At 40.5% G+C, this 13,253-nt stretch carries 12 protein-coding genes and 1 tRNA gene; 9 read left to right on the plus strand and 4 right to left on the minus strand.

Features of this window, described 5'->3' with window-relative positions; all coding sequences use genetic code 11:
- Nucleotides 1-5 precede the first annotated feature (5 nt).
- Nucleotides 6-563 (plus strand): 2-oxoglutarate:acceptor oxidoreductase subunit OorC, encoded by a 558-nt coding sequence (locus N0B29_RS05985; RefSeq protein ID WP_263832794.1) that lies wholly within the window; start codon nucleotides 6-8, stop codon nucleotides 561-563.
- A gap of 84 nt (nucleotides 564-647) precedes the next feature.
- Here the strand turns inward: N0B29_RS05985 and N0B29_RS05990 are convergent, their stop codons facing one another.
- Together N0B29_RS05990 and N0B29_RS05995 are read right to left on the minus strand one after the other, a co-directional pair.
- Nucleotides 648-947, minus strand: a complete 300-nt coding sequence (locus tag N0B29_RS05990; RefSeq protein ID WP_263832795.1) for a hypothetical protein — start codon at nucleotides 945-947, stop codon at nucleotides 648-650.
- A 27-nt stretch (nucleotides 948-974) separates the two neighbouring features.
- Nucleotides 975-1,049, minus strand: a tRNA-Gly gene (locus N0B29_RS05995).
- Nucleotides 1,050-1,371: 322 nt separating this feature from the next.
- On the opposite strand from N0B29_RS05995, the gene fumC reads away from it, so the two are divergent.
- The 4 genes from fumC to N0B29_RS06015 all read left to right on the plus strand — a co-directional run bounded on the left by fumC (nucleotide 1,372) and on the right by N0B29_RS06015 (nucleotide 6,047).
- Complete coding sequence (gene fumC / locus N0B29_RS06000) at nucleotides 1,372-2,763, plus strand: class II fumarate hydratase (RefSeq protein WP_263832796.1); 1,392 nt, start codon at nucleotides 1,372-1,374, stop codon at nucleotides 2,761-2,763.
- A gap of 109 nt (nucleotides 2,764-2,872) precedes the next feature.
- On the plus strand, nucleotides 2,873-3,370 hold the full coding sequence (locus N0B29_RS06005) for a thioredoxin domain-containing protein (protein WP_263832797.1): 498 nt from the start codon (nucleotides 2,873-2,875) through the stop codon (nucleotides 3,368-3,370).
- Between the two features lie 152 nt (nucleotides 3,371-3,522).
- Nucleotides 3,523-4,215 carry a response regulator transcription factor gene (locus N0B29_RS06010; protein WP_263832798.1) on the plus strand — a complete coding sequence of 231 codons (693 nt, stop codon included), beginning with the start codon at nucleotides 3,523-3,525 and terminating at the stop codon, nucleotides 4,213-4,215.
- A gap of 26 nt (nucleotides 4,216-4,241) precedes the next feature.
- A complete protein-coding gene (locus N0B29_RS06015) occupies nucleotides 4,242-6,047 on the plus strand; it encodes a sensor histidine kinase (RefSeq protein ID WP_263832799.1) in 1,806 nt (601 codons plus the stop codon).
- 22 nt (nucleotides 6,048-6,069) lie between these two features.
- Here N0B29_RS06015 and N0B29_RS06020 read toward each other — a convergent pair whose 3' ends face one another.
- Entirely contained in the window at nucleotides 6,070-7,374 is a 1,305-nt protein-coding gene (locus tag N0B29_RS06020) for a TolC family protein (protein ID WP_263832800.1), read from the minus strand.
- Between the two features lie 129 nt (nucleotides 7,375-7,503).
- Here N0B29_RS06020 and N0B29_RS06025 point away from each other — a divergent pair, with 129 nt between their 5' ends.
- From N0B29_RS06025 to N0B29_RS06040, 4 genes are read left to right on the plus strand one after another with little or no spacing between them, the layout of a single operon-like run.
- On the plus strand, nucleotides 7,504-8,661 hold the full coding sequence (locus N0B29_RS06025) for an HlyD family secretion protein (RefSeq protein WP_263832801.1): 1,158 nt from the start codon (nucleotides 7,504-7,506) through the stop codon (nucleotides 8,659-8,661).
- Nucleotides 8,662-8,668: 7 nt separating this feature from the next.
- Nucleotides 8,669-10,282 carry an ATP-binding cassette domain-containing protein gene (locus N0B29_RS06030; RefSeq protein WP_263832802.1) on the plus strand — a complete coding sequence of 538 codons (1,614 nt, stop codon included), beginning with the start codon at nucleotides 8,669-8,671 and terminating at the stop codon, nucleotides 10,280-10,282.
- Nucleotides 10,279-11,397 (plus strand): ABC transporter permease, encoded by a 1,119-nt coding sequence (locus N0B29_RS06035; protein ID WP_263832803.1) that lies wholly within the window; start codon nucleotides 10,279-10,281, stop codon nucleotides 11,395-11,397. The genes N0B29_RS06030 and N0B29_RS06035 overlap by 4 nt, the downstream gene beginning before the upstream one ends.
- A complete protein-coding gene (locus tag N0B29_RS06040; protein WP_263832804.1) occupies nucleotides 11,394-12,473 on the plus strand; it encodes an ABC transporter permease in 1,080 nt (359 codons plus the stop codon). The genes N0B29_RS06035 and N0B29_RS06040 overlap by 4 nt, the downstream gene beginning before the upstream one ends.
- A 105-nt stretch (nucleotides 12,474-12,578) precedes the next feature.
- On the opposite strand, the gene N0B29_RS06045 is transcribed toward N0B29_RS06040, so the two are convergent.
- Nucleotides 12,579-13,184 (minus strand): MarC family protein, encoded by a 606-nt coding sequence (locus N0B29_RS06045; RefSeq protein WP_263832805.1) that lies wholly within the window; start codon nucleotides 13,182-13,184, stop codon nucleotides 12,579-12,581.
- Nucleotides 13,185-13,253 lie beyond the last annotated feature (69 nt).

Below are 13,253 nucleotides of genomic sequence, written 5' to 3' on the forward strand. Positions count from 1 at the left end.
CCCTGATGAGAAGACAATTACGTTTCGTAGGTGTGGGTGGTCAGGGTGTTATCTTGGCAGGTGAGATTTTAGCGGTTGCAAAAATCAAAGAGGGTGGTTATGGTGTAAAAGCATCTACCTATACCTCTCAAGTACGTGGTGGACCAACAAAAGTTGACATCTTACTTGATGAGAGTGAGATCCTTTTCCCTTATGCAAATGAGGGTGAGATCGAGTTTATGATCGCTACCGCGCAAGTAAGCTTCAATCAATTCAAAAGCGGTGTAAAACCAGATGGTATCATCGTTGTTGAGCCAAATTTGGTTAAAGTAAACGATGAAGATCGTAAAAAATGGAAGATCATTGAGATTCCACTCATTACCATCGCTAAAGAAGAAGTTGGAAATGTTATTACTCAGTCTGTCGTTGCTTTGGCGATTACCGTTGAGATGACACATGTTCTAGCACATGATTTAGTCCGTGATGTCATGCTTTCAAAAGTACCAGAAAAAGTTCACGCAGACAATATTAAAGCGTATGAACTTGGTATAAAATACGCTAAAGAAGCGCTCGCTAAACTTTAATCATTGAGTCATTGACCGTCGGGTTATTATAAGCCCGATGGTCAGTAAACTTTTTTCTACTTCTGCGTTACATGTAAAGCTATTTTAAAAAAACAACCACACCAATAAAACCACTCCAAAGCCAAGATTAAACCAGCTTACGCCATCTTCAAAGAGTTTGATTAAGATTTCATAGTTGTAGCGCTCAAGAGTTGATGGGTGCATTGCCAAGCCATTTTGAGCGTATTGAACAATGTCAACTGAATAGAAATAAGCAACAATTTCAGGCGCAATAAAAAAGAAGATAACACCTAAAATTCCCCAAAGTGATTTTTCAGGTTTCATGTCTGAAAGCACTTTTGTTGTGGCAGGATGGCGTGCAATTTTTTGGAGTTTATCTCTCACGAAGAACCTTTTGGGAAGTTTGAAATGTGGAGCGGGTGACGGGAATCGAACCCGCTACTTTCAGCTTGGGAAGCTAACACTCTACCGATGAGTTACACCCGCATTTTAAAGGAGGCATTATAGCACACTCAGCTATTGATGTCGTCAAAAATAGTTACATGTAAAAGGAAACTTTAGCTTTAGAAGGTAGTTTTCAAAATGCTATTTTTTTCAAACTTGCCTGTGCCATAATGATTAGACTTCTTTCATAACCCATTGAAAAAAGAGTATCGCTTATAGTACATCACTTTTTAAAACTAAAAATATCGCCATAGCTTTGGCTATGACTCAATTTTGAGTTTCAAAAATTAACGCACTCTAAACAAACTCTTTATCTTTTCAAGGGTTATGAAAGAAGTCTATTAAATGCTATAAAGGAGTCATTATGGATTATCGAATTGAAAAAGATACTATGGGCGAGATCAAAGTTCCCAATGAACGTTACTGGGGAGCACAAACTGAGCGTAGTTTGGAAAATTTTAAGATCGGCACAGAAAAAATGCCAAAAGAACTCATCCGCGCCTTTGCACTTTTGAAACGCTCTTTAGCATCCGTCAATCAAAAGCTGGGAAAACTTGATGCTAAAAAAGCAGGAGCAATCATCCAAGCATGCGACGAAATTCTTGCAGGAAAGTTTGACGGTGAATTTCCTCTTGCCATTTGGCAAACAGGCAGTGGCACACAGACCAATATGAACCTTAACGAGGTCATCGCCAATCGCGCGACAGAGATATTGGGAGGCGATTTTAGAAAAGAAAAACTCATTCACCCAAACGATCATGTCAATATGTCTCAAAGCTCCAACGACACGTTTCCAACAGCCATGCATATTGCTAGTGTCATCGAGATCGAAGAGCAACTGCTCCCTTCTTTAGAAAAACTCAAAGAGGCGTTAGAGTCCAAGGAGAAAGAGTTTGGCGGTATTATTAAAATAGGGCGAACCCACTTGCAAGATGCAACACCGCTTACATTGGGGCAAGAGTTTAGCGGTTATCGTAGTATGTTGGAGCACTCTTCTTCGCATATACTCCAAGCACTTGAGTCACTTCGTGAGCTTGCCATCGGTGGAACTGCTGTGGGAACAGGCATAAACGCGCATCCAAAACTCAGCGAGTTTGTCAGTGAAGAGCTGACCAAATTGACAGGCAAAACCTTTGTCTCGTCTCCCAATAAATTTCATGCTTTAACATCACACGATGCACTTGTGTTTGCGAGTGGAGCAAACAAAGGTTTAGCAGCAAACCTCATGAAAATAGCCAATGACATCAGATGGTTGGCTTCGGGTCCCCGTTGTGGTATAGGTGAGCTTTCCATTCCTGAAAATGAGCCTGGAAGCTCTATTATGCCTGGTAAGGTCAATCCAACCCAAGCTGAAGCTGTTACAATGGTTGCATGCCAAGTATTTGGTGCCGATACCGCTATTGCCTTTGGGGCAAGTCAAGGTAACTTTGAGCTCAATGTCTTTAAACCCGTCATCATCCTTAACTTTTTGCAACAAGTTAGGCTTCTTGGCGATGTCATGGAGTCGTTTCGTATTCATTGTGTGGAGGGCATTGAAGCCAATAGTGAGAAGATCGCACACAACCTTCACAACTCGTTGATGCTGGTCACCGCACTCAATCCTTACATCGGTTATGAAAATGCAGCTAAGGTGGCAAAGCTGGCGCATAAAGAGCATTTAAGCCTTAAAGAAGCATGCGTCAAGCTTTCTCTTTTAACGCCTGAGGAGTTTGACCGTTATGTCATTCCTTCCGAGATGATTCACCCTAAAGAGTAAAAAGCAGATACGTAGCGACAAAATAGTGTCGCTACGTTTTACATGTAACATTTTTGAAACTCATGGTATAGCTCTTGCATAAACTCCTTAAAATCTTTAAGGAGTTCTCTTGGAAACCATGGTGAAAGGTGTCAGTAAAATATTGCAGAAAAATGAGCGAAAAATTGGTTCTGAAGCTCCTGCTATCAGCCTTTTAATGCTTGATGGTCAAAGCAAAATCATCGGTATGATGGCAACCAAAGTTCAAGTGATGATTACATTGCCATTTCACAATTCGCTGAGTGATGCGCTTTTAAATATCATCCAAAAATACCAAGATCAAGTATTTATCTATCTCATTAGCGTTCAAGCGTTAGACCAAGAGTTTGATGGATCAAACGCTTCTATAGATTTTGAAGAATTAGCAAAGAAATTTGGTGTGTATGTCGATGAAACACTGTGTGCCAAAGCTATCTTCATCATCAACAAAGATGGTCAATTTGTTTACAAAGAGATTACGCGTGATGTCGAAGATGCGTTTGATCTTGAGATGTTTGAAACAAAACTTCATGAAGCGATTCATTTTAAGAAAAAAGGGCATGTGCATGAGAATTGGATGGGTGCTTGATGTAAGTATTTTTTTTACATGTAAAACAAGAATATGGCTGCATTGTTCGTAAACCAAGCCAATGTGTAGAAACATTTTTTGGATCATTTCAGTCAACTAAAAGTGATATTTGTATGACCGATACGCATCTTTAGATATGCTATAATAAATACATGAACTATGATTTACAGAGACTCAAAAATTTAACAGTGTTGGTAGCAGAAGACGATACGGCAGTTTTAAACGATATGGCACAAATGCTTTCGATCTTTTTTAAAGAGGTATTACAAGCATCTAATGGCGAAGAAGCCTTTAGACTTTTTGATGCGAACAAGCCAGATATGGTTTTAAGTGATATTCAAATGCCTTTAACGGATGGGGTATCATTTGCTAAAAAAATAAGAATGATCGATGCTACAACACCGATACTCTTTATAAGTTCGTATTCTGAAGGTTCAGCACTTATACAAGCTGTCAATTGCGGGGTTGACGGTTATATTGTGAAGCCTATTGAACTGGAAGAAGTACTACAAGCCATTAGCAAAAGTCTAAGACGTACAGAGATACCAAAAAAAAATATAGTTTATTTTAAAAACGCTCTAGTCTATAACTATGCTACAAAAGTGTTGACGCAAAATGGTCTTTGCATTGATCTTGGAGCGAAAGAGCATGCTTTGCTTTCTCTTTTCTTACAGAACCGAAACAGAACGCTTACAAAAAAAGAAATCGTGGATGAGATCTGGTCTTTGGATGAAATATCTGACAGTGCTTTTAAAAGTCTTTTAACCCGTTTGCGTAAAAAAATAGGCGAAGGAAGTATCGAAAATGACAAAAATAATGGTTGGAGATTAGTATTAGACTTATAGCTATTTTGCTAGTGGCATTCTTTCACATGGCATACGCATACGATACGATTGAGGTATTTAATAAAAATATTAATGTTGTGCATTCGGGTTATTATATCTCCGATAAAAATATTTCTGCAAACGAAGCCTATACGCTTTTTACGTCTAATGCTTTTTACGATCTACCACAAAAAGCTAAAAGTTTTGGATTTGATACCAAAAGTTATTGGTATGCTTTTGTTGTTTCCATCGATAGCAATGCTTCAGAGCGATTTTCTTTGGATATTAGAACACCGAGTGTTGATAAGTCAGAACTTTACGCTTTTTCCAACAACGCTTTAATCAAACATGAGCTCAGTAGCGCATTTGCACCAGAGTCAAAACGCACCATTAAGGAGTTTTCAACTCAATTTGAACTTCTTGATACCAACAACACCATTACGTATTTACTCAAAATCGACACGAAAGCGCCACGGTTTTCTGCTTTTGCTTTTGGATCACAAAGTGAAATAAATGAGACATGGTCTATACACGCTTTTATTTTTGCATTGACTACGGGGATCTTTTTATTTGTATCTTTTTTTAGCCTTGTTTTATATGCTAAGTTGCAAGACAGAATCTATCTTTTTTATGTGCTCTATATTTTTGGACTCTATGGCTCTGTTGTTATAACGTCTGGTCATGCCAAGCCTATAGTGCAATTACTTCCTGTCGTAGGACAGTTTTTTGTCATTATGATTTTACAAGCTCAACTTGTCGGGTTAACTTTTTTTAGCGAAAAACTTTTAGAGACAAAATCAAAGATACCAAAAATCGCAAACGTTATAAGATATTTACTGTATATCAATATAGCACTTTCCCTTGCTTTTCCTATCAGTCCATTGTTCAAAGCGCTTAGTTTTGCTATGACTATAGCTCTTTTTATTGCGCTTTTAGTTGCAGCCATCAAAGTATTTACTAGGGAATCCAAAATAGTGCTTTATTATTTAATTGCCACAGGCATAGCATTGGCGCTTATGATTGCTTTTACGCTCATGCATCAAGGCGTTATCTCTTATGGAGTGTTTAGTTCTAATTTTCTAACGCTAGCTTTGATTTGGGATATGACATTTTTATCTTTGGCCATTGTGAATAGAATAGAGTTGTTGCAGCGTGAAAGTATGGAAAATGAACGCATTTTAACGCTTAAATCCAGACAAGAGACTTTAGGAGAACTCACAGGCAATGTCGCACATCAATGGCGAAGCCCCTTGTCTAAAATTGGTGCCATCGTCTCTTCCATGCGTGCAAAACTAATGTTTTCCGAAATATCAAAAGAGGAAACCTTGGATGATCTTACAAGGGTCTCTAAAATTTTAAAACATCTTTCAACAACGATAGAAACCTTTCAGTCTTTCTTAATTGCAAAAGAGAAGCAAGAGAAATTTAATGTCTCACATACCCTTGAAGAAATGATACATTGGGTTCAAACGAAAGAGATAGAACTACGTTATACGTTTGAACCAGAGTGTTTTGTACTTGGTGAACAGAACGAAATTTTACAAGCTATTTTGGCCATTATTCAAAATGCCAAAGAGGCGATCATAGAGTCTCATGTAGAAAATGGGTATATCAGCATAAATCTTAGTAAAAATGAATCAGATGTAATCCTCACCATCAAAGACAATGCGGGTGGCATTAAACTGATACCGATTGAAAAAGTCTTTGCTCCGTATATGAGTACCAAACAAAATGGCACTGGCATAGGACTGCTTTTGGCAAAGACCATTATAGAAAAGCGTCACAAGGGTAAATTATGGGTCAAAAATGACGATGAAGGTGCTGTCTTTACGATTGAGTTGCCAAGTCACTAAAAAGTATTTACATGTAAAGGTTTTACAGATTTTGGGTAAGTGCTTTTTTCTCAAAAACACTCCAACCACACTCTAACCAGAGGCGTGCAGTTTGGTTAAAGAGTTCACTTTGCAGTGTTGCCACTTTAGCTTTTGTCGTCGCTAAGGTGGCGATGGCACGGCTGAGTTCATCGGCACTGATGAGTTGGTTGTCAAAGCGACCTTGTGTGAGGTTGGTGTATGATTCGCTGGCTTTCGCTTCAAGTTTGGCACTTTGTAACTGAGCTTCGAGTGTTTTGATCGTTAACTGGGTATTTTCTACCTCTAAACTCACTTGTTGTTTGTACTCTTCAAGATTGAAAAACGCGGACATTTTGGAAGCACGTGCCGCATCGATGTTGTGCGCATCGCTAAAGCCATTAAAAAGATTCCACGAAGCACTCAGCCCCACATAGCTTTTATCGGCATTGGTGTAACCATCGCCATTTAGTTCAAGTGAGTCACCTTGTCGTTTTAAAACGCCTACCATTGCAAGTGTTGGGTAGTTTTTACTTTTGGCTAACTCTACACTGCTTTGCGCGACATCCATTGCTTTTATCATTACATGTAAATCTTCGCGTTCATTTAAAGCCATCTCTTTAGCGACATTTTCGCTTGGTACTTCAAAAGCGTGAAGCGTGTTGCCTGAAAGTGTTTCTATTTTGGTATTGACAATAAATGAGAGCTGATTGAGAAGCTGATTTTTTTGATTTTGATGGTGAAGCAGTTGTGCTTCAATGTCATACTTTTTAGCCTCAATAGCGTAAAGTTCGCTTTGTGCTAGCAGTCCATTGTCATAAAAACCTTTGGCTTTTTTATAGGATTGATTCATGGCAGACTGTGAACTCAAAAGTGCCTCAATAACGTTTTCTTCTGCAACGATGGTACTGAAAAGTTGGGTGACATGCATGGCAAGATTGCGTTTGAGATTGGTCACTTTGAGGCTTGCTTGCTCACTTTCCAATTTGGCTTTATCGATGGCGGCTGAGATAGCAAAACCCGTAAAAAGTGGATAGCTTAAAACCAGTGCGCCTTCAAGATGTTGCCTTGTTCCAACATCGGCTTTTGTGACAGGAAAAGAGGGAAGGTGTAGGGTCATGTTTGGAATTTCATTAAACTCAATGGCACTCAGTGTTGCATCAAGGGAAGGAAGGTTTTTACTTTGCGCTGCTTGGTAGAGCGACTGAGATGCGCCCTCAAGTTCTTTAGCACTTTTAAAGCTATTGCTTTTTTCCAACAAATTTAAAAGTTCAGTGTAGGTTTGCGCGTTAAGGCACAAAGGGAGTAAAAAGAGAAGTAAAAGTCGCATGAAACGTCCTTGCGAAACATCATGATTGTGAGGTTAATAGTATTGCTTATCCTATTAATCCGCTCTTAATTAGGTCAAAATATAACAAATTAGTTATATAATAGTTTTCTCTTCATCCAAGGAGCGTGAATGTTGGAAAAAATCAAACAGTATCGTTTAGGGGTGGCTATCTTAGCCTTGGTTTTAATGGCTTCGGGACTCATCGTCAATAAACTCAGCGCTCCCAAACTTGCCGAAAATCTCGTTCAAGGATCAGGTCGGATGGATGGTGATTTGGTCAATCTTAATGCCAAGTATGCAGGACGCATCGCTACTTTAAACATTCATGAGGGAGAACACGTTTCTGTTGGGCAAAGCATCGCCGTTCTTGCAAGCCCTGAGTATGAAGCGCAAAAGGCACAGATCGAAGCGCAAATCAATGCTAAAGCGCAGGAGCTTAGTGCAAAAAAGACAGAGCTAGAGATTGCTTCTAAAACCATTCCTGAAACACTTTCAAAAGCCAAAGCAAATTTTTCTATCAAACAACATCAACGTGAAGAACTGGGTAAAAACATCGCTTCTCAAACCAGTGTCCTTGCACAAGATAAACGCGATTTAGAGCGCATTAAAAACCTTTATGAGCAAAATCTCATCGAAAAACGCCAAGTCGAAACGGCAACTTTAAAACACCAAACCAGTGGAGATTTTCTTTCAAGCTTGCACCAAAAACGAGAACAACTTAGCCTTGCGATTAATGTAGCAAATAGCGAGCTGATCGAAGCAACAGCGCATCAAAAAACTTTACATGTAATGTCTCAAGGACTTGAAGCTTTGCGTTCATCCCTCAAAGCCTTAGAAGCTTCCAAAACACAGATCGAAGCGGTCATCAATGAGATGACACTGCGTTCTTCCATTGATGGTGTGGTCGTGGAAAAAATAGCCAACCAAGGTGAAGTCATCGGTGCTGGGAGTGTCGTGGCAACCCTGCTTGATCCAAACTCGCTCTACCTTAAAATCTTTGTCGATACTAAGCAAAACGGAAATCTCAACGTAGGCAATGACGCTGTTATTTTTTTAGATGGAAAACCCAATGAACCCATCCTCGCAAAAGTCGTGCGCATCGAGCAAAAAGCGGAGTTTACGCCTAAAGAGGTGAGCGTTCCGAGTGATCGTATTCAGAGAGTTTTTGCTTTACATGTAAAACCACTCTCAGTTCAGCCCACCTTAAAACTTGGCATTCCTGCTGTGGGTGTTGTCTCAATGGATGGTAAAGGTCTGCCGATGAGTTTGAAAAACGTTCCTGAATGAGCAAATCATGGAATTAAGTGTTGAGAATGTCCGTGTTTATCATAAAAAAAATTTAGGCATTGCTGGGGCTAGTTTTTCCGCCCTTGAGGGTGAGATCATCGGCTTTATTGGAGCAGATGGTGCGGGCAAAAGCTCACTCATTCATGCCATAGCGGGGGTCATCCGTTTTGAAGGTGATGTCACATTTAATGGTGTAACCTACCATTCTCCAAAAGAGGCAGAACCGCTTAAACCTTCCATTGGACTTATGCCTCAGGGCATTGGTTTGGTACTTTATGATCTACTCACCGTCGATGAACACTTACGTTTTTTTGCCAATATTCACAACATCAAACAAGATGCCACTTTTCAAGCGTACAAACTTCGCCTCTTAAAGATGGCAGGACTGGATGCCTTTCAAGACCGACAAGCAGGCAAACTAAGTGGTGGCATGATGCAAAAACTCTCCCTTATCTGCACTCTTTTACACCGTCCTAAACTTTTACTGCTGGATGAGCCTACCACGGGTGTTGATCCGCTGAGTCGCATTGAGCTATGGGAAATTCTTGACGAGATACGTAAAAGTGAAGGGACGATTTCCATCATCAGCACCGCGTACATGCAAGAAGCCGCAAAGATGGATAAAATTTTACTTTTTGATGAACAAGAGATCATCGCACAAGGCACTTCAAGCGAACTTTTAGACTCTGTTCGTGCCATGAGCTATGTCGAAGGGATTAAAACGCAAGAGCCGTGTATTCGCACCCTTCATGCGACCTATTGTCTCACGCCTTTAGAAGCAGAGCACGCAGAGCCAAGCCTTGAAGCACTCTTTTTTGTCAATGCCCTTCAAAAGGGCAAAAAGATGCCACTTATCGAGATTACCAACAAAGAGAAAACCGTTGACTTACCCGATGTCGTTATGGAAGCCAAAGGTTTGACCAAAGTTTTTGGTAGTTTCACTGCCAATGAAAATGTCGATATGACACTGCATAAAGGCGAAATTTTAGGGCTTTTAGGGGCAAATGGCGCAGGTAAAACAACGTTTATCAAGATGCTTTTAGGGCTTCACCCCATCGATGGAGGCGAGCTCACACTGCTTGGAAAGTCGATTCAAACGCAAGAAGATCGTCAGGCGCTTAAAGCCAGCATCGGTTATGTCAGCCAGCACTTTGCACTTTACAATGACATGAGTGTCGAGGAGAATCTGCTCTATTTTGCTTCCATGAGAGGCATCACTATGAATGTTGCGAAGAGTCGCATTGCACGTTATGCCCTAGAATTGGGCTTTGATGAATACCTCAATGCAATGCCTCAAGAGTTACCACTCGGCATCAATCAGCGTTTTTCACTTGCCTCTGCACTCTTGCATGAGCCTGTCATTTTGTTTCTCGATGAGCCAACCTCAGGTGTCGATGCTATCGCACGAGCAAAATTTTGGGAGCTTCTCAGAGCGCTTAAAGAGCGTTGGGAAATCGCCATTTTAATTACCACACACTACATGAGCGAAGCAGAATTTTGCGATCGTGTGGTGTTATTGCGCCAAGGCAAAAAGATCGCCGATCATACCATTGCGGAGTTTTACGCAGAACATCCCAAAGCGCAAAGTTTTGAAGAGATTTTCTTGGAGTACTACCGATGAAACTGGGTGTTGTTAAAGCGTATGTGCTCAAAGAACTCACGGAGATTATAAGATCACGGCTCATCATCATGGTTTATTTGATGCCAACGATGGTGTTGGTTTTGTTTGGCTATGGCATTCGTATGGAAGTAACAAGTGCTCGCACACTCATCATCGACAATGACCAGAGCCACTATTCGCAGCTTCTTGTGAGCAAGTTTGAACACTCCAAATACTTTGATGCTACCATCGAAAAACGAGGCGAAGCTAAGGCTCTTGATGAAATTCACAAAGCAAAAAGCGACATACTCATCATCATTCCTGAAAGCTTTGAAAAACGACTTCTGCACAGGCAAGCCACACAAATTGGCGTGTTTGTCGATGCCGCCTTCCCGATGCGAGGCTCAACGATGGAGAGCTATGTCAAAGGTGTTGTTCTTGATGCTGCTAGCCAGATGTTAGAGCGTTTAGGGGGCAATGTTCCAACGATTAGCATTAACCAGCGTACACTCTTTAACCAAGCGATGCGTGATGAAGATGCCATCGTTCCAGGGCTCATTGGGCTTGTCATGCTTATTGCCCCTGCGATTTTGAGCGCACTATTGATCGTTAAAGAGAAAGAGAGAGGGACTATCTTTAATTTTTATGCCTCACCTGTCTCTAAAGGGGAGTTTATCGCTGCGAAGTTGATTCCTGTTTTTTTGCTGCATTCCATCAATATTTTTATTCTATTTCTCTGGGCAACGTACCTGTTCGAAGTGCCATTTCGAGGCAGTTTTTTGCTCTATTGGCTCACGTCTGAGCTTTACTTGGTGATTAGTCTCTCCATTGGTATGCTCATCTCCATCATCACACGCACGCAGATCGTAGCGGTGGTTCTAACGGTCATTGTCACTATCATCCCAGGGTTTTTGTATTCAGGTATTTTGATGCCAATCTCTTCGATGGTGGGTGTTTCTCGCTATGAAGCACACGTTTTTCCTGTTATGTACTACAACCACATTCTCTACGATGTCTTTTTAGTGGGTGAGGGGTTGGCTTCGTCTAAAACAGTGACGTACATTTTCATCTTGGCGTTGTATGCTTTTTGTATGCTCACCCTTGGTAGTTTTTTGCTCAAAAAGGAGCTACGATGAAGATCTTTTGGGCAGTTGTGGGGAAGGAGTTACTGAGCTTCATACGCTCATGGCAGTTAGTCTTTGTAGTGCTGTATGCCTTTAGTTTTGAAGTGTACATCGCAGGCAGTGGCATCGAGCTTAAACCTCGTAATATCGCCGTGGGTTATATCGATGCAAGCGGAGGAGGGCTAAGTCAGAAATTTTTGAGTTACTTCCACGCCCCTGAGTTTTTAGAACCTATTTTATTTGAATCGCAAGAAAAACTCTCTCAAGCGGTGTTTGATAAAGAGATAATGGTAGGCTTAGTGTTTGATGATACCTTTGAACAAAATTTTCGCAAAAATCATCATACTAGCTTGCATGTTTTACTTGATGCTACAGCCGCTTCGCAAGCCTTTACGGCGCTGAGCTACTTGCAAAACATAGCGATCAATTTTACAGCACGGACTTTTCCAGTCGAACTTGTAACGCACAAACTGTTTAACGAAAATGCAGACAATCATACCTTTATGGCGCTTACGGAACTGCTCTCTATTGTAACGCTTTTATCGGTTATTTTAACAGCGGTTGTGTTTGTAAAAGAGAAAGAAGATGGCACATGGGACATCATGCTTTTAATGCCAGTGAATGCAAAAATCATTATTCTCGCCAAATCTTTCTCGCAGGTTATCGTTGTTATGGTGGGTATTGTTATTTCAGTAGGGTTTGTGATCTTTGGTGTTTTTGATACGCCTATCAATGGCTCATTTTTCGCTTTTATGTTACTGAGTTTTCTCTATGCCTTCACGGGGACTGGCATTGGGCTTTTCATTGCTGCGATTGCCAAAGATGTAATGCAAGTGGCTCAACTTTCCATCGTCATCATGTTACCACTCATTTTTCTCAGTGGGGCATGGACGCCGATTTATGCAATGCATCCGCTATTGCAGAAGTTTTCACTGATCTCTCCACTACGTTATTACATTGAAGGAACGGAGAGTATTTTCTTTAGAGGAACCCCTTTTTTAGAGCTATATCCGTACTTTTTAGGGGTAATATTGGTGGGGAGTGTGGTGTATCTGATAGGATTTCGTAAGATTGGGCGGTTGTTTTGATTTAACAACGCCAAACAAGCCAAACTTGTTTGACTACGTTACACTAGATACTAAAGCTTGCCAACTCACGTTGGCAGAATCGTTTGATGTATTTACATGTAAAGATTAATGTAAAAAGTTTTTGATGCCTGTAAAGATAAGTTGAGCTGAGAGTGCTGCAAGCACAAGTCCCGTGACTTTACTAAAAACAACAAGTCCCGTACGACCAATGAGTCTTTCAATATGCCCTGAAAGATACAGCAACAATCCAATACTAAAAATAGCCGATAAAAGCGCACTTGACCCCAAGAGCAAGTCTTCAACACTGTTCATATCTGCACCCATGACCATTAAAGCACCCACAGTTCCGGGTCCTACAGTGACAGGAATCGCCAAAGGGACGACGGCATGTTTTAAGATGTCTGTTTTGCAGGTAGGTTCTGCGTTAATGTCTTTTTGCACCAAATCAACAGCGGTTAAAAAAAGAAGTGCACCCGCACCAATACGAAAGGCATCAAGGGTAATGCCAAAAAGTTCAAAAATATATTTTCCAAAAAAGAGAATAATCAGACACGTGATTGAAATGGCAAGGGTTACTTTAATTGCAAGGCGCTTTTTGTCGCTCTCATCAATGCCCTTTGTCATCGATAAAAAAATAGTCGTAACAAAAAAGGGTGTCATAATGAAAAAGAATTTAACATAAATCGCAAAAAAAGCTGAGAGGTTACTCATAGGATTCCTATTTATTTTTTGGGATTGTATAGTGTTTTGCGTGAAGAAAAGGTTAAAAGAGTTTTTAAT

Source organism: Sulfurospirillum oryzae, assembly GCF_025770725.1.
Taxonomy (GTDB): domain Bacteria; phylum Campylobacterota; class Campylobacteria; order Campylobacterales; family Sulfurospirillaceae; genus Sulfurospirillum; species Sulfurospirillum oryzae.